Origin of the sequence: Variovorax sp. NFACC27, assembly GCF_048301545.1 — a bacterium.
Lineage (GTDB): Bacteria > Pseudomonadota > Gammaproteobacteria > Burkholderiales > Burkholderiaceae_C > Variovorax > Variovorax gossypii.
Map to the genome: position 1 here is coordinate 4,035,132 of NZ_CP157613.1, position 20,721 is coordinate 4,055,852.

Sequence of the window (20,721 nt, forward strand, 5' to 3'; positions counted from 1 at the left end):
CTGGAGAGCGGCCTCCGGCGGTCGCGCCGCCAAGGCGCAAGCAGAACCAACCGTGGATCAGGCGATGGCACGCTCGCTCTGGACATCCATTACATAGATCCATCCCGAGCCTGGCGACCCGGTTCGTCCTGCGGTCGCAATGATTTCCACGAACTCGTCGACCTGCACGTCGTCACAATGGAGCTCCAGTTTGTACTCGTTCACCACTTCGTCGCCCAGTTCAATGGAGTAGCGACGTTCGGCCTCATAAAGCGGCGTCAACGAGCCCTTGACGATGTACAGGGTTAGGTTATGGCGCCGCCCGGTGGCATCGTCGCCCCAGGCCCCCGAGTTCTTGAGCGCGGCAATGACCGCAGCCACGCGGTTGCTATGTACGTAGGCCTTGATTTCCTTCATGGTGCGTCTCCTTGTTGACTGGATTGCTGGGCTGCTGCCTTGCGCCGGTCGGCGCGCTGCTCTGCCCACTCGTAGATAAGCGGCAAGATCAGCAGCGTCAAGGCGGTCGACGTGAAGAGGCCTCCCACGACCACCGTGGCAAGGGGGCGTTGCGTTTCCGCTCCGACACCGGTCGACAACAGCATCGGGATCAGGCCCAGGATCGCGACTGAGGCTGTCATCAACACGGGTCGCAGCCGCAGCGCTGCTCCCTGCCGAACCGCATCCCGTATTGACAGGCCCTGGCGTCGCTGGTCGTTAAGAAAGGTCATCATCACAATGCCGTTCAACATCGCCACGCCAAATACCGCGATGAAACCGATGGCAGATGGCACCGAGAGGTACTGGCCGCTGATAAACAGGCCCACGATGCCTCCAATGATGGCGAACGGGACGTTCGCAATGATGATCGTTGCGTGGCGTACCGAGTTGAAGGCGGTATAGAGCAGGATGAAGATCAGGCCGATCGTGAGCGGCACGATGACCGCAAGCCGTGCCATGGCGCGCTGCTGGTTTTCGAAGGAGCCTCCCCATTCGACCCAATAGCCGGTCGGCATTTCGACCTGCTGCTTCAGTTGCTCATTGGCTTCCTTGACGAAACTGTCCACGTCGCGGCCCTTGACATCCATCTGTAGAACCGAATATCGCTGCAGCGACTCGCGGCGGATGAACGAATAGCCTTCGTCCAGTTCAATCGAGGCGACTTGGGAGAAAGGCACCAAAGCGCCCTCTTTGGTGCGGATGGGTATGCTGGCGATTGCGGCAGGACTCAGCCGAAAATCGTCGGACAGCCGCACGGCGATCTCAAAGCGCCTGGTGCCGTCGATCAGCGTGGAGACCGCGCTGCCACCAATTCCCGACTGAACCACTTCCAGGATTTCGTCGGCGTTGATGCCGAAGCGCGAGGCTGCTTCCCGATTGACCTTGATGATGAGCTGCGGCTTTCCTTTGTTCGCCTCAGCCGACAGGTCGGCCACGCCAGGCACTTTGCCGAGCACGCCTTGTATCTTCGCGGTCAGTCGATCGAGCGTTGCCAAGTCTTCTCCATAGAGCTTCAGCGCCAACGTCGCACGCACTCCCGAGATCAGTTCCTCCACGCGCGACTGGATGGGCTGAGTCGCGCCGAACACCGCCGTGGGAACGACTTTCTCCAGTGCCTCCTGCATGTTGGACGCAAGTTTTCCGTAGGAAATCTGCTCTGGCCATTCCTTGGGTGGCTTCGTGTCGAGATTGAATTCCATGTAGTTCACGTCTGTGGTTTCTCCTCCCTCAGCGCGACCGATGGTTGCCAATACCGATCGGATCTGCGGAAACTGTTTGTGCAGTTCTGCACTCACTGTGTGTGACACCCTGATCGATTCATCCAACGACGTTGAAGGGATGCCTGTGACCCGGAACTGAATGGTTCCTTCCTGGAGTTGAGGCATGAACTCCTTGCCGAGGAAAGGAAATAGCGCCAGCGATGCCAATAGCAGCACGATGGCAGAGCCCACGACCAGCTTCTTGCGCTCAAGCGCCCAATCGAGCAAGGGCAAGTAAATACGCTTGGCGCGCCGCACCAGGAACGTGTCGCGCTCTTCCTTCGGTTTCAAAATCATGGCCGCCAGCACTGGCACCAAAGTCATCGACAGCACAAGCGAGCCCACCATTGCGAAGGTGATCGTGAAGGCCATCGGCTTGAAGAGCTTGCCCTCCAGGCCCGTCAGTGAGAACAACGGCAGAAATACCACGATGATGATCAGGATCGCGAAGGCGATCGGATTCATGACCTCGCGCGCAGCCTCCAAGATCAGATGAGTCTTGTTGATCGGCTTGCCCGCCTCTTTTGCGTGGGCGAGCAGGCGAAATGCATTCTCGACCATCACCACTGCACCGTCGACCATCATTCCGGTACCGATCGCCAGTCCCGCCAGGGACATCAAATTGGCAGACACGCCAAACTGTTGCATCAAGATGAAAGCGATCAGCATGGCCATCGGCAACGTGATGACGACCACGATTGCGGAACGGAATTCGCCCAGGAACAAGAAGAGGATTACCGCTACCAGAATCGCACCTTCAACCAGCGAACTTTCCGCGGTGGCTAACGCCTTCTTCACGAGCTCGGTTCGGTCATAGACGGGCTGCAAGGTAACGCCCTTGGGCAACGCAGCCTGCGCCACTGCCAGCTTCGCCTTCGCCGCATCGACCACGTTCTTGGCGTTCTCGCCGACGCGCGCCAAAGCGATACCGAGCACAGCTTCCTTGCCATCGCGGGTCACTGCGCCAAAGCGCGGTGCCGGCGCCTGCTTGACCTGGGCGACGTCGCGCACGTAGACCGGCGCACCGTTGCGCTCAGCAATCACGATCTGCTCGAGGTCCTTGTTCGTGGTCACCAGGCCCAGGCCCCGCACCAGATACTGCTCGGCACCGAGGCTGATCGACTGCCCCCCGACCTGCTTGTTGTTGGCGGTGAGCCGTTCCATGACCTCCTTGAAGCTCAGGCCGTATTGGATCAGCTTGCGAGGATCGATCTGTACCTGGTACTGTTTCTGGTCGCCCCCCCAAGACACCACGTCATCGACACCAGGCGTGGTGCGCAGGATCAGCCGCACTGTCCAGTCCTGCAACGTGCGCAGATCCATCAGGCTCAGGCTCTTGTCGGCCGACTCGACCGTGTACCAGAAGACTTGGCCCAAACCTGAACTGTTGGGGCCGAGCACCGGCTCGCCGTAACCCTGCGGCAGGCGCCCTTTGACGTCCTGGAGCTTCTCGCCTACCAGACGCCGGGCGAAGTAGATGTCGACGTTGTCCTTGAAGTAGATGCCAACGTAGGACAGTCCGAAGAGCGAGACCGAGCGGACTTCCTCGACATTGGGCAGCCCGGCCATGGCCCCTTCGATCGGCGTGGTGAGCAGCTTTTCCACATCCTCGGCAGCCAGACCGGGCGACTCGGTGTAGATGTTGACCTGAATTGGCGTGACGTCAGGAAACGCGTCCACTGGCACGTCGCGAAACGCTTGGATGCCAAGGCCGATGAGGACCGTGAAGACAACCAGGACAAGGACTTTGTAACGAAGCGATGCGTCTACGATAGCGTTGAGCATGTTTTATCCCCGTGGTCACTCGGTGCCGATTTGCGACTTCAGAATGCGTGCCTTCAGGGCATAGGTACCCGCACTCACGATCTGCTCACCTGGCTTCAACCCGGACTTGACGATGGTTCGATTGCCCAACCGCTCGCCGGGATCGATGGCGCGTTGCTCGTAGCCGCCGTTTTCGAACACGAACACATTGGCCTGGCCCTGCATCAGAACGATGGCGCTGTCCGGCACGGTCAGCACCTTTGCTGGTGCCGCTGCTTGCGCGCCTTGGCCCCCCTCGATGGTGGCCGTCGCGAACATCTCTGGCTTCAGGCGCGCGTCCTTGTTCTCGACTTCGATGCGTGCCGGGACGGTTCTCGTGTCTTTGTCGAGGACGCTTGCGACGTAAGTCACACGACCGCCAAAACGCTCGCCGGGATAGGCGCCTACGGTGACCGCGGCTTGTGCCCCTACACGAACCTTGGCCAGTTGGGCTTCAGCGAGGTTCGCCTCGATCCATACTGTCGACAGATCAGCCACCACAAAGAGGGCATCGGCAGGACCTGCCAGCCCTCCAACTGTGGCCTTTTTCTCGATCACCGTGCCCGCGAAAGGCGTGGCAAGCGGGAACACGGACGCCATGCCTTTGCCTTCGCCGGTAGTCACGCCGAGCAGTTTCAGGCGATCTTCGGCCGCTCTCAGCGACGCTCTGGACTTCTCGTACTCCGCTCTCGACCGCAGAAATTCCTTCTGCGAAATGATTTCCTCGGCCTGCAGTGAAGCCGCTCGTTTGTAGTCGGCCTCCGCGACACGATCGGCCGATCGGGCTTGACTGAGCGCCGAGGAGGCTTCGCCCACGGCAAGGCTGTCCAGCGTGGCCAATGTCTGCCCCGCGCGAACCATGTCCCCAAGGTTGGCCGACACCGTGGCAATGCGACCTTCCACGCGAGGGGCGATGCGGGCGATGCGATCCTGGTTCGGACGAATCGTTGCCGTAACCCTGACTGTGTCGGTGAGGATTTGCGCCTTCAGTTCCTCCAGCACAATGCCGGCGCGATCGGCCTCTTCTTTGGAAAGCTTGATTCCTTCTTGCTCCTTGGACTTTTCCGCCGCAGCGGGCTTTTCTGCAGACGCGGTGTTCGAGCCACTGCAAGCGGCCAGCAGGGCAATCACAACGGAAGCAGCGGTGGCCGCGATCAAACGCCTCACGGTCAGCGTGCTGGTGAGCGGGGTTGCAGGAGTCATGCAGGTAAGGGACGAGTGGATTGGGTTCATGGGGTGACTCCTTCGGGGGACCAGCCGGCGGCCAGTTCCAGCGCGAGCCGAGTAATCTGATAGTCGATGAGTGCGTCGTTCAAGTCGCGCCGCGCGTCGAGCGCTTGTCGATTGACGACGATCAGTTCGAGCAAGCCGATTTGGCCAGCCTGCCGGGACTTGAGGGACAGCTGCTGGTTATCGAGAAGGGCGGGAAGCACCACGTCCTGGAGGCGGCTGACGCGCGTGCGGAGGCTTTCCAGTTTGGTCCACAGGGCCTGAACCTGGGCCTGCACATCGCGCACGGCGGCGATGCGGGAGATTTCGGCCTGGGTTAGCTGGGTGCTCGCCTGGCCGATTCCTGTCGCGTTCCGGTTGAACAGGGGCAGTGGTACCGTCAAAGTTACAGTGCTGAGCCGTTCACGTGCCGCCGTCATGCCCTCGCGGCCGGTGCTGATGCCCACGGTGAGGTCAGGGTAGCGCCGGGCATTTTCGAGCTTCAGCCTGGAGCGCGCGGACGCCTCTCGCGCGCCAAGTGCGCGCAGGCGTGGTTGGGTCTCGGCTTGCGAAAGAAGGTCCGCCAGACTGTAGGGCGCAGGCGTAGTGGCCACCCCGAGATCGCCGCTTGCCTGCGGCAGCCGCTCCGGCGGGAGCTGCAGCCTGGCAGCAAGCTCGGCCCGTGCGTCGAGCAGATTCTCACGGGCGAGCGCCAACTGGTTGCGCGCACGCTCGGCTTCGACGGCAGCCACGTTCGCATCGAGCTTCGTGTCCTCGCCCGCGGTGCGGCGCTTCTGAATTGCCGCCGCTGTGCGTTCGAAGAGGCCGAGCGCCTCCTGTTCGAGTTCGATGCGCTGCTGGAGGGCCAAGACGCGAAAGTAGAACTGCGAGACGTCCACCCGGACCTGCGTGCGCACGTCCGTGATTTCTTCCTGGAGCGCCCGCAGAGCTGCCTCGGCAGCATCGCGTCGATGGCCGCGTTGGCCGGCAATCTCGAGGGTTTGCTGGACGCCAGCAGCCCATTCCCGCGTCCGCGCGGACGGCAAACCGTCCTGAGGCACTTGGCGGCGCGTGGCGCCCAGATCCAGAACGGGATTGTTGTAGAGCAAGGCACGCGCGTCTGTTCGCGCTCCCTCGGCGGCTGTGATCTCCGCCCGCTTGATCCTCAGGGTGGGATTGGCCTCTTCGGCAAGGCGCCACACCTCCGCCAGACTCAGCGCCTGCAGGCTTTGGGGTGTCTGAGATGCTTGGGGCGTGATCGCAGGCCCAGCGACGGGCAGCGCTTCTTGCGCAAGGGTTGGCAATGAAGCCAACGCCCATGCGCTGGCGAGCGCCAGCGTCTTGATTCGCATCGAATTCTCCTAGTCAAAAAAACTGTGGGAAATTCGGCGAGCCAGCTTCAATTCATCCGATGAACATCAAGGGTAGGCTCGCCGACTGAAAGCGAGTCATTCGATCAGGGCGTTCGAGCCCTATCGGAACGCGGGAGCGAAAGTTGGACAGGTCGTCCAAACTGGGGGAATCAACCGCGAACCCCGAGAACTCCGGCAGAACGTCCGGTGCTGGGTGCACGGGGTGAAAGTGACAAATCACGCAATCGTCGTCAGCCGCACCGGCGGTATTAAGCTTTAGGTCAATCGATTTGGCTGCGGATCCGGACTTTTGCTGGTGCTGATGGTGCCCAAAATGAGCTTTGCCCGTTCCAGCAGGATGCCTGCAATAGGCAGCGGCCGTACCCCAAGCAAACTGAAGCGGCAAAATCGCCAGCAGCAGCAGGAACAGGCACTTGCGCATGGGACGAAGTGTAGCCAAAAGAAGTGAGCCTTGCTTTATCTTGAATCGGCGACCGCGCAAAGCGGTTGCGAACGTGCGCGCGCAAAGACGTCCAGATCTGCCTGGTACGCCGCGGTGCGTACGCCGTACATTCCCAACATGGTATGGAACAGGTTGTCGTGAGAGTACGACTGCTTGGTGACCGCCGCAAGACAGCGGTCAGGCAGACTCAGCCGTTCATTCGCGCCCGGCGAGAGCCACGCGAGCATCGGAACGAGGCGCTGCTCGGACGGTGCGAGCATGGGAGGCAGCCCATGAAGGTAGATGCCCTTTTCGCCCAGGCTTTCTCCATGGTCGGACACGTAGAGAAACGCAATATCGAATGCGCCTTGTCGCTCGCGAGCCACTCGGATCGCTTTTGCGAGCACTTGCGTCGTGTAGTCGATGGAGTTGTCATAGGTGTTGACGAGCGCCTCGCGTGAGCACGTCTGAATCCGGTTCGTGTCGCATGTGGGCTGAAAGCGCCCCGGCGGCGGGTAGCGCTTGAAGTACGAGGGACCGTGGCTGCCCATTTGGTGCAAAACGATCGTTGTATCCTGCGTGAGGCCGGAAAGTTTGTCCTTGAGAGCGTCGACCAGGATCTCGTCCTGACAGACGCCGTCGCCGCAGAGACTTGGCTGCCCGATGGTGGGCATTTGAAGCGAGGGCACGCGATCGCATACGCCCTTGCAGCCGGAGTTGTTGTCGAGCCAAACTACACCAACACCCGTCCGATGGAGGATATCCAGAACATTTTCCCGCGCTCGCGCCTTGTCCACCGAGAAGTTTCGCGCACCGAGATCGGAAAACATGCAAGGCAATGAAGTCGCAGTATCCGTCCCGCAAGCCGTCACGTTGTTGAAGTAACTGACATCAGCCTTGTTCAAAGCGGCGTTGGTGTCCCGCACATAGCCTCCCAAGGAGAAATTCGCGGCGCGCGCCGTCTCACCGACTACCAAAATCAGGACGAACGGCTTTTGTCCTTGCGCTGGCGTCCGGATAGCGTCTGGAGCGATCGTTGCAAACGTTGCAGGCGAACTGTCCTGCTTTTTAAGGAAGCCGTACACCGCGTTCACAGAGTTACTTGGCACCAGTTGAAACCTCAACTCGCGATGGTTTCGAAAGGTGGCGGCGAAAGTTCCGTAGAACAGGAAAGCAACCACTGCGGCCAGCGCCGCGGCGCCAACAGCAAAAATCGCTGTCTGTGAGACGGTTTGCATCACTGAACTTCGACGAACACCGATATACCAAAGCACACTGGCCGGCAGCACCCCACGCACAGCAAGATCCAAGAACGCCGGCCAGGAAAGCAACTCGGTCGCTTCACGAAAATCTGTTTCGACGATGTTGCGAATCATGGCCTTGTCGAACAACACGCCCCAGCTGTCGACGTAGTGAGCAACGGCGGCCGATGCGATGAGCACCCCTGCAAGGACGCTCGTACCGAGCCGCTGGATGCAGAACGCACGCAGAACTGTTCCGAACATGGCGACGAGCACGAGGCCCAGTGACAATGCGACCACGCCCATAGAGAGCGAGGCATTCTCTTGGGCCAAAAGGAATGTTTTCCAGAACGACCAATTGTCGACCGCAACGATCCAGCTCGCCGCCGCGATGGATGCCCAAGTGGCGGAAATTCCTGGCCTGCGCAAAGAACTCGCTGCGACGCTTTGCGCGTTGGGAGCCGCAGTCATTTTTGGCCAGAAGGGATGGCGCCCGCACGCATTTCAACCCTATCGGCCTCCCTGCGGGACTTGCCCGGGCCGAGCTCGACAGTCGGCCATGGCGCGCTGCGGCTCGCCGACGTCCATGCGGGATGCTTGCTCGCTTTGTTGTATTCGGCTACCGACTGCGCCCGGGTCTTGTTGTTGCTCATAGATTGGGATGGTAGCTCGCAGCTTCTTCCGTCGAGACGGCATGCGACTCGGTGAATGCCCATTGGCGAGTGACCAAGTGAACATCAAGGTGACTCTAGAACGCCAATCCACCAAACAACCGACGAGCTGATTACGAAGATGTAATCCACAGGCAACGTTGCGCACCGTACCATTCCACCCAATGCGCATTCTTTTGATCGAAAATGAGCTCAAACTAGGCGACTACCTCGGCAAAGGGCTTTCGGAAAGCGGCTTCACGGTCGACTTGGCGTGCACAGGCATCGAAGGCCGTGACTTGGCGATTAATGGCGACTACGACGCCCTGGTGCTTGACGTGATGCTGCTGGGCGTTGATGGCTTCGCCGAACTCGCGAATTTAAGAAGAGTCAAAGACGTTCCTGTTCTCATGCTGACGACGCGTGACGAGGTGGCTGACCAGGTTGGGGGCCTGCAAAGTGGTGCAGACGACTATCTTTCGAAGCCCTTCGCGTTTGCGGAGTTGTTGGCAAGGATTCAGGCATTGTTGCGTATCGGAAAACTTCAGGATGCCACGCACTATGCCGTGGGAAATTTGACCCTCGATCTCGTCGCGCGCGAGGCAACACGCAACGGGCGGCGCCTGGAACTCACCACAAAGGAATTCGCCTTGCTGGCATTGCTGGCTCAGCGCCAAGGCCGTGTGGTGCCACGCACAGTGTTGGCCGAACAGGTGTGGGGTATGACCGTCGGCAGCGAGACCAATGTTGTGAATGTGGCCGTCCAACGACTGCGCGACAAGATCGACGACGGCTTCGACGATAAGCTCCTGCATACGGTGCGGGGCATGGGCTATGTGTTGGAGAGCCGGCGGACCATCTCATCATGAAGGCGCCCTCGCTCCAAGCACCCTTGTGGGTGCCCGTGCAGATTTTTGTTGGGCTAAGTATCATTTGATCCTCCAATCGATGAAGGAACGGCTTGGAGTTTCAGAATCGGCCGAAGAGTTCGAGCATTACACCGAGGCCATCAAGCACTTGCTCGCCGAGATGAGCGTCAAACAAGATTGGGAAGGATTGCCAAGGAGGCGCTATTCGTATCCAACTGCCGAAATTGAAACAATCATGCCCTGCAACAAAATGCTCGTTATTTGCGTCAAGACGCGCCTTGATCGTTATCGGATCTGTCCCCCTTCCTCCGTCCACGCGCTTCGGCACGGCACTCGATATTCGGGATCCAAGCAGCTGATTGCGTGGTGGTACTGCATGCTGAATTTTGGGCCCTCGGCGGATTCATGAATCACCACTTGCCGCACCAACTTCAATTAGCAACAAAGTTGCGATGACGAACTCGATGTGGGGGACGTGGGGTGACGTTGCCAATCATTTAGTGCGTATGACATTGGCATTTCTGTTTACCCTTCCGATCGCCTGGAATCGCGAGCGTGGCTCAAGGAGCGCCGGCCTTCGTACTTTTCCGATCGTCGCCCTGGCCAGTTGCGGCTTCGTACTGTTGGCGATCGAAGTACTCGGCGAGCGTTCAGTTGGCCAAGCCCGAATCCTCGAAGGGGTGATAACCGGCATCGGCTTCATCGGTGGCGGTGCCATCCTCAAGGCTGGCGCATCAACCCACGGCACCGCGACCGCAGCGAGCATCCTGAACACTGGCGTGGTCGGCGCTGCGGTCGGCTTTGGCTATTACGACATCGGCTTCGTGCTCGCGCTCGCAAACTTCCTCGTTCTTTTTGGGCTTGGCAAACTGAAGCCTGAAGACGCGGGCGATAACATCAAGCCAGACGACTAACCCGAAATCATAGTAGCTTCTAGGCAAAGGAAGGTCCGTCTCAGGTGTCGTGGGTGCGCACCTCTTTTTGGTATAGGAAAATTTGGCTGGGGATACCACGGCACCCAAGTCGCACGTGAGCGATGTCCATTTCTTTCTGCCTTCTTTGGCAGTCCCAGCGCGATCGCATAAAGGCTTGTCAATTTGGGGGAAGTCGGGCCAAGATCGACATCACAAAGCGATACGCGAACTGCTCGGCGTGAAGCCCTATACCTGCTGATCCTTCCTCAGCCCGCGTCGGGTCGTCAAGATTGACCGGCCGGCTATGTACCCTGATTGCTCCGCTCTGACTTTTGCAAGACAGGTCCAGAATGAGGCCGCCATCTCGACGCCTCATCGAGAGGCCGTCGCTTCAGAATCACCCAGACAAATCTGTTGCTGAATGTCACTCGTTGGACCTTTAAGGCTCAGAATGGAATCACTCATGGTGGGCGCCAAAACTACGGCTACGCCGGTCGATTTCGCGGCGCGCCGCTGCGCATGCCAAGTGCAACTCTTCGCTGATCGAGCTTGAGCCGCCATCTGCAGCTCGAAGCCTTGACCCATCGCCCAGCTCGCAACGCCAGCGACACGTATCGCCCTGCTTCTGGAGCGACACGTCAACCCGAACCCCACGATATACGAACGAATGGCGCATGAGCCTTCAAGCCTGCAAAACACATGCCTCGACAAGTGACCGGTGCTAGACGGCGGCGCCGACCGGAGAACCTTGGCACTCCTTGCCTGAAAAGCAATAATTACCTACATGGCGCTGAGTAGGCCAGCACTGCGTTTCGGGGCTGTGACAGCCGCCCCTGATCTGCTTTTCAAAAGGAATAGCATGAACGCGATCAAAGAAGCCCGCCGGATCATCACCGCCGACCCCAGCAGCGAAAAGTCCCGGACTCTCGCCCGCTTGGTCCTGGCCCTGGAATCCGAAAGCGATTTTCCTCTCGCGAGTCTCTATGCGCTGAAACTTGGGACTTTCTCCCTTGCGATGGACATCCTGACGGAGTGGAGACTCGATCGCTACTACGCGCAAAAAGGAAAGCTGCTGGACGTGTCCGATCAGGTCAACGTCATGGCATCGCACTGAAGAAGCTTGCTCGCGGCAGCGGAGCGCGTCGTCAGGCGACCGCGTTTCTTGCTCGCACCAGACCTCGAGCCCACCAGCTGTCCGCGCCGAAGTAGAAGTGCCTTCGACGTCAATGCTGGGATCGAGCATGTGATCGACAGTCAGCTTCACGCGGGCCAGATCGATAATCGACTCTGGCTGCGCCAGGATTGCCCTGAGCGTGTTGAGCTACGCGTCGGATTCCAAGCCTTGATAGCTGCCCGCATCGCGAACAGCCATGCCCGGCACTTGCGCCGCGGCAGGCAGCCACAGCAGCGCGGGGATCAATGCGAGGATTGGCGTCAGCCGAGACATGCGCAAATAGTAGCAACCGCCATCGGCTACGCTGCGTGTCCAGATCGACCCTGCCTTGTGGGAGTTTTGCGCCATGGCGAGCATTGAACGTACTGCTTACCCTCGATTTCCTCGAACGTTGACGCTCAAGGACTTACAGGCGTCGTTCACGCCAAGGCCTGAGGAAATCGAGTGGGCGCAGCGGCATTCGAGAACGCCGGAACGTCGCCTGGCGTTGCTCGTGCTGCTCAAATGCTTCGAGTTCCTGTGCCACTTTCCAGCGATCGAAGCCATTCCTGTCGAGCTCGTCGAGCATGTGTCAGCTACCTTGGGCGTGGCGCCTACCGAGAAGATCGAGTTCGCATCGCTGGCCACGCTGTATCGGCACCACAAAGCGATACGCGAACTGCTTGGTGTGAAGCCCTATACCGATGGGCAGACACGCAAACTGACCATTCAGCTTGCCCAACAGGCCGGCAGCATCGTGGAAACCCGCGTCGACATCATCAACATCACGATCGAGGAATTGGTGCGACTGGGTTACGAGCTGCCGGTGTTTCGCACACTCGACGAAATAGCCGAGCAAGCGCATACGGCCGCCGAGGCCGCCTTGCACAAGCGCATCACCCAACGCCTGACGCTGGCCCAGCGAAACTGGCTTGATCGGTTGCTGGCCGCCGAACTGCCTGCCCGGCGCACGCTGTACAACCAGATCAAGAGGTCTGCGAAAAAGGCCTCGCGCAAGCATCTCGATTTGCTGCTGGACCAGTTGACCTGGCTCGAGTCCTTGCCCGACAGCGATGCGCTGCTCGACGGTGTGCCGGCGACCAAACTCAAGCACATGGCCGAGATGGCATCAGCGCTCGATGCGGGCGACATGAAGGATCTGTTGCCCGCCAAGCGCTACACACTGATCCTGGCCTTGATCCGTCAGATGCGCGTGAGAGCGCGCGACGACGTGGCCGAAATGTTCATTCGCCGCATCGGAGCCATTCACAAAACCGCCAAGGAGGAGCTGCAGGTGATCCAGGCGCGCCAGCGCGAACTGAGCGAGGAACTGGTGGCCACGCTGGAGCAGGTGCTGGAGATCCTTGCAGAAAACCTGGATGACGCCAGTACCGGGCAACGCGTGCGCGATCTGCTTGCGCCGCACGGCAACCTCGATCAGTTGAGGACGGACTGCGAAGCAATTCGCGTGTGGAGCGGCGGCAACCACCTGCCGTTGATCTGGAAGGCCTTCAGCAGCTGGCGCGCGGCGATGTTCCGGATGGCGAAGGCGCTGCGTTTCGAGGCGGCCACCCAGGACCGCAATCTGCTCGATGCCCTGGAGGTCGTGCTGGCCAACGAACACCGCAAGGTCGAGTGGATCTCAGACGACCTGACGCTGTCGTTCGCCTCCGAGCGCTGGCGCAAGCTGGTGCGCCGTTCGCATGGCCTGGGACCCCCGACGAACCGGCGCTACCTGGAGGTGTGCGTGTTCAGTTATCTGAGCGGCGATCTTCGCTCCGGCGATGTGTGCATCGAAGGCTCGGAATCCTTTGCCGACTATCGCGCGCAGCTATTGCCTTGGAAGGAGTGCGAAGCGCTTCTGCCGACTTACTGCGACCGGATCGGCATACCAGCCACCGCGGGTGACTTCGTCGACGGTCTCAAGCAGCTGCTCACCGAGACAGCCGAAAAAGTCGATGAAGAGTTCCCGCAGCATGCAGGAGACGTGGTGATCGGCAGCACCGGCGAGCCGACCTTGCGGCGTGTCGTTGCGCGCGAAGTGCCAGCGTCAGCCATCGCTTTGCACGCCGCTATCGAAAATCGCACGGTGCCGCGCAACCTGCTGGATGTTCTGGCCAACATTGAGCACTGGACCGGATTTACGCGGAATTTTGGTCCGCAGTCAGGCGACGATCCCAAACTTCGCAACGCACGCGAGCGCTACTTGCTGACCGTGTTCGCGATGGGCTGCAACCTCGGGCCCAACCAGGCCGCGCGCCACCTGTCCAATGGGGTGACACCGCATCAGCTGTCCTATGCCAACCAGCGGCACATGAGCCTGGACCAGTTGGACAACGCCTGCCGGGATCTGACCGAGCTGTACCTGCGGCTCGAGTTGCCCAAGCTATGGGGCGAGGGCAAGAAGGTGGCGGCCGATGGCACGCAGTACGATTTCTACGACCAGAACCTGCTGGTAGGCATGCATTTCCGGTACCGGCGCATGGGGGCGGTGGCTTATCGGCATGTGGCTGACAACTACATCGCGGTGTTCCGTCATTTCATACCACCAGGGGTGCTCGAAGCGGTCTATGTCATCGAGGGTCTGATGAAGGCGGGCCTGAGCGTGCAGGCTGACACGGTGTATTCGGACACCCATGGTCAGTCGGAAACGGTCTTCGCCTTCACGCACTTGGCCGGCATTCAGTTGATGCCTCGCATCCGGAACTGGAAGGACCTGCGCTTCTATCGACCCGAGAAGGGCACGCGCTATCGCCATATCGACCGCCTGTTCAGCGACGTGGTGGACTGGAAGCTGATCCGCGACCACTGGCGGGATCTCATGCAGGTGTCCATCTCGATCCAGGCCGGACGGATCGCCTCGCCGATGCTGCTGCGCAAGCTCAGCCAGGAAGGGCGGCACAACCGGCTCTTTGCCGCGGCTCGCGAACTCGGCCGCGTGCTGCGCACCGTCTATCTGTTGCGCTGGATCTCCAGCAAGGAGATGCGCCAGGAAGTCAGTGCCACGACGAACAAGATCGAGTCGTACCACGCATTCACGAAGTGGCTGGACTTTGGGGGCGACGTGATCAACGAGAACGATCCCAACGAGCAGCAGAAGCGGGTGCGCTTCATCGACCTGGTGGCGTCGTCGGTGATCCTGCAGAACACGGTGGACATGATGCGAGTGCTGCAGGAGATGTACGCCGACGGGGAGCCGGTGACTGCGGCCGATGTCGAATACCTGAGTCCGTACATGACCTCGGGCATCAAGCGTTTCGGCAACTACCACCTCGACCTGAAGCGGCCACCAGAGCCCTGGGTCAAGGAGTCGCAGTTTCGGGAGGCGGCCAAGCGCGCGCGAGCTGCTGCCGCAGAGGCGCAGCGCGCCGGGCAGAAAGGAGCAGGGACATGAGCGATCCAGACGCCACCATCGTCACGGCCTACGGCCGGCTGGACCGGGCTGCGCTGACGCGTGCGCAAAGCAGCTACGACACCACAGCGCTTCTGAGCGCGGTCGAAGAGTTGGACAGGATTGTTGGGCGTGCGCGAGGGCAGGATGGCCTTCGGGACATCCTGCTGCGGCTGCACGGCATGGCTCACGCCGTGATCAACGGCGCAGGGCTGTCGGTCTCAACGAGCCAGGGGAGTCTGCCGGAGCTAGCCTTCGATGCGACTGCGGAGATTCTGCAAACGATCTCTACGCTGCAAAGGTGGGTGGAACTGATCGAACCATTGGAGAGCCTTCAGCCTCGCGATTGAGTGACGGAATCGCATAAAAGGTTCTGACTAAATAACCGCAGGGCTTATGAGTCAAAACTGGCTTTATCCCGGCTTGCCCTCGACAGCGAAGGCGGCAGCATCAATGCGAGGTTCGCGACACCGACCCTGCGCCCGCAGCGAGAGACCTCCTGCGCGGGCCAGTACCGCAACGAACTGCAGGACCACGGATTCAAGTTCACTCTGAATTGGGCTTTCTGAGGGAGATCGCGATGACCGCTCGGAACTTTTCAACCATTGCTGCAGCCAGCAAAGCCGTCAATTTCGTGCTCGCGGAAACGGAGCTTGGAGCCACGCCAGCGCACTACTTCGAGCCGACCAATCTGGGTGGACTGCCGCCGACGGAGTCTGAGCTCAGGGTCAAGGAGGACACGGAGCTGGGCAATCGCACCCGCTTCGCGACCCATATGTGCCTCATGTCGGCCAGTCAGGCCTTGAAGGCATGCCTGGACCTGCTCAGTTGTGAAGTCGATCTGCCTCCCCGTGAACGCGTGCGCAAGTTGGCGGAAATCGCCAGCAAGGCACGCGCCGCCGAGGAGATGGCTGCGCAGGCCGCCGGCGTTCTATTGGGCGAGGTCAACATGCTCGAGAACGCCTCGATCGTGGTCTCGCGCGGCGCACCGTGAGCTGGTGCAAGCCGCGAAAATTCCCAGTAGCTCTTCCAGCGACACCTCGCTCGCACCTGCCCCGCAATATGTGGTGGATAGCAGTTACTGCAACGGTTGTCGCAGTCAAGACCTTACGTCAGGCGCAACACGCGCGTGCTTGATCTTTGCCGCGCCGAAGTGAGATCCGCCAGGGAGATTGATGGAATCCTGTCTCATGCAGGCATTGCAGCATTCTGGTTGACCTCTTGCGTTTCACGGAGGCTTCTCACCGCTTTCATTCAATGCAGCGTTGGCACCGCCACCATGGCGATCCCGTCACCGTCAGCGCTCCTCCCTCCCCGCCGCGCGGCGAGCCGACATGGGCAATCCCAAGGCAGCACCATATGTGGATCACCTAGATGTCGAATATATTGGACATTTGCCCTTTAGTTCGACAGAAATGCACACATGTCCACCCTTCACGAAATCGGCAACGCCGTGCGCACCCGCAGGATGGAGATGGGGCTCACCCAAGACACCCTCGCCCGCATCAGCGGGCTTTCGCGTTCGACCGTCAATGCCGTGGAGAAACAATCCATCGGCAACCTGAGCATCTCGAAAGCCGTCGCCCTGCTCGAATCCATCGGCCTGTCGATGAGCGTCACGACGACCGGCGCGACCCATGCTTCGTCTTCTCATAGGAAAGTTGCTCCGGCCAGGTCCGCGCTAGAACGCGCTGCAGCCACGGCCGGCGTGAGCTACCAGTCGGCGATGACCGCCAGGCAATTGGAAACGGCGCTCGTCACGGATGACGCCCCACTGCGAATCCGGCCGCATCTGCAGGTCTTGTTGGACGAAGCGCCTGTCTCGCTGCTCGCGAAGGTGGTGGACGAAATCCATGCCGAAAAAGGCATGGCGAAGGCCCGGGTCTGGGACCGGATGCGGCACCTGGCGCACGAACTGCAGTGCTTCAGGCCCATGTGGCAATGACGAAGGTCGATTTCACGCGCGAAGGCCCGTGGCGCAGCCTTTGGCCCAAGGCACTCGGCCTCATGTCGCATCTGGAGAGAGTCACAGTCGATCCGCAATGGACCTTCGGCGGCAGCACCGTGCTCATGCTTCGCTTCGACCACCGCTTCAGCAAGGACATCGATCTCTTCGTACCCGACCTCCAGTACCTGGGACACGTGAATCCTCGCCTTGGTGGCCCCGCAGAGGAACTCGCCAGCGAGTACGAGGAAAACGCAGAGTTCATCAAGCTTCAACTGCCCGCAGGCGAAATCGACATCGTGGTCGGGGCTGCACTGACGCAGCCGAATTGCGAAATCGTTGACTACGAGGGGCGCCCGATCCATGTCGAAACATCCGCCAGTTCCACTGGTACTTGGAAGCATGCGAATCCATTAGCCGACTTCGGCATTGATCGAGTCGGTAATGAAAAATAGAACCGGCCGTCACGATGTCCGGGTCTCTCGACGGCCTACGGCAGCACCTGCTTGGGTTTTCGTGAGGGCCAGTCTGCCAGCCAGTCCTGCGACCTGCAACCGTCGCAAAAGAAAAGAAGTGCACCGCCCCGCGGTTCGCGAAGCGGCGCACGAAGGACCTCAACGGATCCTCAGTCCTCCTCGGGTCCGACCATCGCCTGCAGCCGCTCGATCACGCCAGGCTCGACGAAGACGCACGGCACATCGGGCGCCAGCGCCACGTCGGCCACGCGCACAAGGACTTCGCGCTTCAGGTGCGCCAGCCGCCCCGTGCGCCAGGCCTGCTCGGGCCGCATGTGGTCCTGGTCCGCGGGCACGCCGCTGCGCTGCGGGTCGCATTCGATGAGCGCGACGAAGCCCTCCTCGAAGAGCCTGCGATGCTCGGCGCACAGGCCCCAGCCTGTCACGGTGTGGCGCTGCATGCTCTGGCGCAGGCGCCTGTCGAACAGGATGCCGCCGGTGTCGAAGCCCAGGCCGCATACGAGGCAGAGGTGCTGTTCCATTGAAACGTGTGATTTCTCGTCCATGACGATCTCCGGTTGTCCGGGCGGAATTGCCCGCCGCCGGGACCGCACGGCGCAGCGCAGCAGTCAGGGGTCGAAGACGGCCGCCAGGCCGCCAGCGCCGCGCCCAGCCGCTGCGCGCAGCCCTTGACGGCGAGAACGCCGTGCAACGCTGAAGGCACCAGCAAGACCGCCCCCACCCTCTTCTCCCCCTCTGCTCCCCCCGCTTTCTGGCTCCCCGGGATCCGGGCAGCACGCGCACCGCGCGACCCGCCCGGACCGGATCCCTTCAGGGGCGCCGCAGCGCCCCCGCGGCCGCGCTCAAAGCAGGCCGCGCTCGGCCATCGAGGCCACCCGGTCCGCGCCCACCACGATGTGGTCGAGCACCCGCACGTCGATCAGCGCGAGCGCCGACTTCAGCGCCTCGGTCACCGCCAGGTCATCGGGCGACGGCTCCACCACCCCCGACGGGTGGTTATGCGCCAGGATCACCGCCGAGGCGTTGTGCTGCAGCGCGCGCTTGAGCACCTCGCGCGGATAGACCCCCGTCTGCGTCAAGGTCCCCCGAAACAGGTCCTCGAACGCCAGCAACGTGTGCCGCGCATCGAGGAACAGCACCGCGAAGCTCTCGTGCGCCTGCCCCGCGAAGTGCAGCTTGAGGTAGTCCGAGACGGCGTACAGCGACCGGAACGCCTCGCCCGGGCGCAGTTCCTCGGCCAGCAGCTCCCGCGCCAGGCGCAGCCCGCACAGCAGCTGCGCGCACCCCGGCAGCGACGACTCCCGCGCGAAGCACACCAGCTTGTGCAGCGAACGGCCCTGCGCCGCGTACAGCCCCTCGGCTTCGGCGCCGAGGAACGGACGCAGCGCATCGAGCACCTGAAGCTCGCGGGCCGTGAAGGCCGACGGTCCATGAAAGGAAGCCGGGGAAGACGAAACAACGAAGGAAGACGAGGAAGAGGAAAGTGCGTTCATGACGAACTCCTGTGGGTGACACAGGCGGGATTGCCTGCGAGACCCCGCCACCCCGTCGCAGCGCAGCGCTCAAGGCCGCCGCAGGCGTGCGGCACGCGCCGAGCACGCACCCACGGTGCGCGCGCAGGGCCTTGAACGCGAGAACGAGGGGGTAGCCTCAGGGATCACAGGCAAGCCCTCCCCAACCCACACACCGGTCACGAAGGTACCCGCGTGCGATCCCATTCGCCGCCGCACGGCGAGCGCGCGTCCATTGCAGGCGGGATGCTCGACACTGGCGCCAGCACGCCGCAGTACTGCGGTCGGGTTTCGAAGAAGACCGCGAGGTCCGCGAACAGCGCGCACGCTGAACGCAGCAGCCAGCCCCGTCCTCTCTCCCTTGGCGTCGGCAACGGCGGACCATCCATATTTAATTCCCCTATTACATAGCTTAATTAATAAAAACCGAGATAATCTACAACACAATGGATTTACAAATCAGCACTCCCGAGGAGCTGCTCAAGCGACTTTGCGAGCGTCTTCGCAAGGAGCGGTTGACCCAGCAGATGACGCAGGTCGATGTGGCCGCGCGCGCCGGCCTCGGGGTCAACACGGTGTCCAACCTGGAGGCCGGCCGAAACGTGACGTTCGAGAACGTGATTCGCGTGGCCATGCTGCTCGGACGCGCGCAGGAGCTGGAGGAGCTGTTCAAACCGAAGCTCGACAGCGTGGAAGACATCCTCCGCTACGAAAACAGCGCCACGCGACACCGCGTCAGAAGGAAGACCGGGAATGCCTAGGCAAGTCGACGTCTTCTATGACGGCTGGGGCGAGCATTGGCGATGGGGCACGCTCGTGTCCTCCACCGCCATCACCGGACGTCCCCTCATCGCATTCGAATACAGCGATGAAGCACGCAGCAGGGGGCTGGAACTGTCGGCCTACACCCTCCCCTTGAAGGGCCCGAAGCTGCGCAGGGACTTCCCTGCGCATCAACTGGGACTTCCCGGGCCGATCTATGACGCCTTGCCCGACGGCTGGGGCATGCTGCTGATGGACCGCCTGTTCAAGCGCCGCGGCCTCAATGCCGCACGCATCGGTCCTCTGGAGCGGCTGGCGTACATCGGACCCCATGCGATGGGAGCCATGTCCTTCGAGCCCGTGGCCGCCGAAGTGCTTGCGCCGAACGAGGGAATCCCCCTTGCCCAGCTGGCCGCCGAGGTCCGGGAGGTCCTCAATGGCGAAGGCGGGGAATTCCTGCAGAAATTGCTGCGCATGGGCGGCTCGCCGCAGGGAGCCAGGCCCAAGGCACTGCTTTATCGCGACCCCGGCACCGGCGCCTTGACCACCGCAAGTGCGCCCGGCCTGGAGGCATGGCTGGTGAAGTTCCCGGGCCAGCATGAACACCCCGAAGTGTGTGCGATCGAAGCCGTCTACGCCGACTGCCTGCGCCAATGCGGCATCGAGACGCCGCAGACAGGGTACAGCGAACTCCCGAACGGCCAGGCCGCCTTCGCGACCAGGCGCTTCGATCGGCAAGGGGAGGTGCGGGTGCCGATGCAAAGCCTCGCCGCCTTCACCGGCGCGGACTTCCAGACCCCAGGAGCGCTGGACTACGCCAATTTCTTGCGCGCCACCCAGATCTGCACCAACGATGTGCGAGAGAAATCCGCCGCCTTCAAGCGCGCTGTCTTCAATGTTGCTTTCAACAACCGGGACGATCACTCGAAGAATTTCGCGTACGTCATGTCCTCGACCGGGCAATGGCGGCTGGCGCCGGCTTATGACGTCACCTTCTGCGAAGGACCGGGCGGCTATCACCAGATGGACGTGATGGGCGAGGCTCTGGAGGTCGAGCGCAAGCACCTGCTGCTGCTCGGCCAGCAAGAGGCGGAGCTCTCGGGTCACGACGCAGGCAGCCTCATTGACGGCATCTGCGACGCGGCGGCCGGATTCTCGGTGATGGCCAGGAACACCTACCCTGGCCAGATCACCCAGGACACCATGCGCGCGATTCAAGGTCGAATCAACGACAACATCGGGCGACTCCGGTAAAGCGATCCGCAGA

General features: G+C 61.3%; 21 protein-coding genes. 11 read left to right on the forward strand and 10 right to left on the reverse strand.

Annotated elements, in window-relative coordinates; all coding sequences use genetic code 11:
- Positions 1 to 57 precede the first annotated feature (57 nt).
- From ABL840_RS18890 to ABL840_RS18920, 7 genes are read right to left on the reverse strand one after another with little or no spacing between them, the layout of a single operon-like run.
- Positions 58 to 396 carry a P-II family nitrogen regulator gene (locus ABL840_RS18890; protein WP_093307189.1) on the reverse strand — a complete coding sequence of 113 codons (339 nt, stop codon included), beginning with the start codon at positions 394 to 396 and terminating at the stop codon, positions 58 to 60.
- Positions 393 to 3,521 (reverse strand): efflux RND transporter permease subunit, encoded by a 3,129-nt coding sequence (locus tag ABL840_RS18895; RefSeq protein ID WP_093307190.1) that lies wholly within the window; start codon positions 3,519 to 3,521, stop codon positions 393 to 395. Before ABL840_RS18895 ends, ABL840_RS18890 begins: the two co-directional genes overlap by 4 nt.
- A 15-nt stretch (positions 3,522 to 3,536) precedes the next feature.
- Positions 3,537 to 4,772, reverse strand: a complete 1,236-nt coding sequence (locus tag ABL840_RS18900) for an efflux RND transporter periplasmic adaptor subunit (RefSeq protein ID WP_418115977.1) — start codon at positions 4,770 to 4,772, stop codon at positions 3,537 to 3,539.
- Positions 4,769 to 6,100 (reverse strand): TolC family protein, encoded by a 1,332-nt coding sequence (locus tag ABL840_RS18905; protein WP_093307191.1) that lies wholly within the window; start codon positions 6,098 to 6,100, stop codon positions 4,769 to 4,771. The genes ABL840_RS18900 and ABL840_RS18905 overlap by 4 nt, the downstream gene beginning before the upstream one ends.
- A gap of 52 nt (positions 6,101 to 6,152) precedes the next feature.
- A complete protein-coding gene (locus tag ABL840_RS18910) occupies positions 6,153 to 6,542 on the reverse strand; it encodes a hypothetical protein (RefSeq protein ID WP_143043008.1) in 390 nt (129 codons plus the stop codon).
- Positions 6,543 to 6,577: 35 nt separating this feature from the next.
- Positions 6,578 to 8,254 carry a phosphoethanolamine--lipid A transferase gene (locus ABL840_RS18915; RefSeq protein ID WP_093307192.1) on the reverse strand — a complete coding sequence of 559 codons (1,677 nt, stop codon included), beginning with the start codon at positions 8,252 to 8,254 and terminating at the stop codon, positions 6,578 to 6,580.
- Positions 8,251 to 8,436, reverse strand: a complete 186-nt coding sequence (locus ABL840_RS18920) for a hypothetical protein (protein WP_143043009.1) — start codon at positions 8,434 to 8,436, stop codon at positions 8,251 to 8,253. Before ABL840_RS18920 ends, ABL840_RS18915 begins: the two co-directional genes overlap by 4 nt.
- 182 nt (positions 8,437 to 8,618) lie before the next feature.
- On the opposite strand from ABL840_RS18920, the gene ABL840_RS18925 reads away from it, so the two are divergent.
- The 4 genes from ABL840_RS18925 to ABL840_RS18940 all read left to right on the forward strand — a co-directional run bounded on the left by ABL840_RS18925 (position 8,619) and on the right by ABL840_RS18940 (position 11,330).
- The gene (locus tag ABL840_RS18925; protein WP_093307193.1) at positions 8,619 to 9,302 is read left to right on the forward strand and encodes a winged helix-turn-helix domain-containing protein; all 684 of its coding nucleotides are present in this window, start codon (positions 8,619 to 8,621) and stop codon (positions 9,300 to 9,302) included.
- Between the two features lie 79 nt (positions 9,303 to 9,381).
- Positions 9,382 to 9,711 (forward strand): hypothetical protein, encoded by a 330-nt coding sequence (locus ABL840_RS18930; protein ID WP_143043010.1) that lies wholly within the window; start codon positions 9,382 to 9,384, stop codon positions 9,709 to 9,711.
- 43 nt (positions 9,712 to 9,754) lie between these two features.
- A complete protein-coding gene (locus ABL840_RS18935) occupies positions 9,755 to 10,216 on the forward strand; it encodes an MgtC/SapB family protein (RefSeq protein WP_093307194.1) in 462 nt (153 codons plus the stop codon).
- Positions 10,217 to 11,075: 859 nt separating this feature from the next.
- Positions 11,076 to 11,330 carry a hypothetical protein gene (locus ABL840_RS18940; RefSeq protein WP_093306766.1) on the forward strand — a complete coding sequence of 85 codons (255 nt, stop codon included), beginning with the start codon at positions 11,076 to 11,078 and terminating at the stop codon, positions 11,328 to 11,330.
- 207 nt (positions 11,331 to 11,537) lie between these two features.
- Here the strand turns inward: ABL840_RS18940 and ABL840_RS18945 are convergent, their stop codons facing one another.
- A complete protein-coding gene (locus ABL840_RS18945; RefSeq protein WP_093308084.1) occupies positions 11,538 to 11,747 on the reverse strand; it encodes a hypothetical protein in 210 nt (69 codons plus the stop codon).
- Between ABL840_RS18945 and ABL840_RS18950 the strand changes: the two genes are divergently transcribed.
- From ABL840_RS18950 to ABL840_RS18970, 5 genes are all read left to right on the forward strand, one after another.
- Entirely contained in the window at positions 11,737 to 14,763 is a 3,027-nt protein-coding gene (locus ABL840_RS18950; RefSeq protein WP_093306768.1) for a Tn3 family transposase, read from the forward strand. The genes ABL840_RS18945 and ABL840_RS18950 overlap by 11 nt on opposite strands.
- On the forward strand, positions 14,760 to 15,110 hold the full coding sequence (gene tnpC / locus ABL840_RS18955; protein ID WP_093306769.1) for a Tn3 family transposase post-transcriptional regulator TnpC: 351 nt from the start codon (positions 14,760 to 14,762) through the stop codon (positions 15,108 to 15,110). Before ABL840_RS18950 ends, tnpC begins: the two co-directional genes overlap by 4 nt.
- 230 nt (positions 15,111 to 15,340) lie before the next feature.
- The gene (locus tag ABL840_RS18960; RefSeq protein WP_126472297.1) at positions 15,341 to 15,754 is read left to right on the forward strand and encodes a hypothetical protein; all 414 of its coding nucleotides are present in this window, start codon (positions 15,341 to 15,343) and stop codon (positions 15,752 to 15,754) included.
- 429 nt (positions 15,755 to 16,183) lie between these two features.
- Entirely contained in the window at positions 16,184 to 16,705 is a 522-nt protein-coding gene (locus tag ABL840_RS18965; RefSeq protein WP_093308082.1) for a helix-turn-helix domain-containing protein, read from the forward strand.
- On the forward strand, positions 16,702 to 17,160 hold the full coding sequence (locus ABL840_RS18970; protein ID WP_418116330.1) for a nucleotidyl transferase AbiEii/AbiGii toxin family protein: 459 nt from the start codon (positions 16,702 to 16,704) through the stop codon (positions 17,158 to 17,160). The genes ABL840_RS18965 and ABL840_RS18970 overlap by 4 nt, the downstream gene beginning before the upstream one ends.
- Before the next feature lie 170 nt (positions 17,161 to 17,330).
- Here the strand turns inward: ABL840_RS18970 and ABL840_RS18975 are convergent, their stop codons facing one another.
- The gene (locus tag ABL840_RS18975) at positions 17,331 to 17,726 is read right to left on the reverse strand and encodes an ATPase (protein ID WP_418115972.1); all 396 of its coding nucleotides are present in this window, start codon (positions 17,724 to 17,726) and stop codon (positions 17,331 to 17,333) included.
- Positions 17,727 to 18,023: 297 nt separating this feature from the next.
- On the reverse strand, positions 18,024 to 18,674 hold the full coding sequence (radC, locus tag ABL840_RS18980; protein WP_093308043.1) for a RadC family protein: 651 nt from the start codon (positions 18,672 to 18,674) through the stop codon (positions 18,024 to 18,026).
- A gap of 464 nt (positions 18,675 to 19,138) precedes the next feature.
- On the opposite strand from radC, the gene ABL840_RS18985 reads away from it, so the two are divergent.
- Positions 19,139 to 19,453, forward strand: coding sequence for a helix-turn-helix domain-containing protein (locus tag ABL840_RS18985; protein WP_093208631.1), 315 nt, complete (start codon positions 19,139 to 19,141; stop codon positions 19,451 to 19,453).
- A complete protein-coding gene (locus ABL840_RS18990; protein WP_093308044.1) occupies positions 19,446 to 20,708 on the forward strand; it encodes a type II toxin-antitoxin system HipA family toxin in 1,263 nt (420 codons plus the stop codon). Before ABL840_RS18985 ends, ABL840_RS18990 begins: the two co-directional genes overlap by 8 nt.
- Positions 20,709 to 20,721 lie beyond the last annotated feature (13 nt).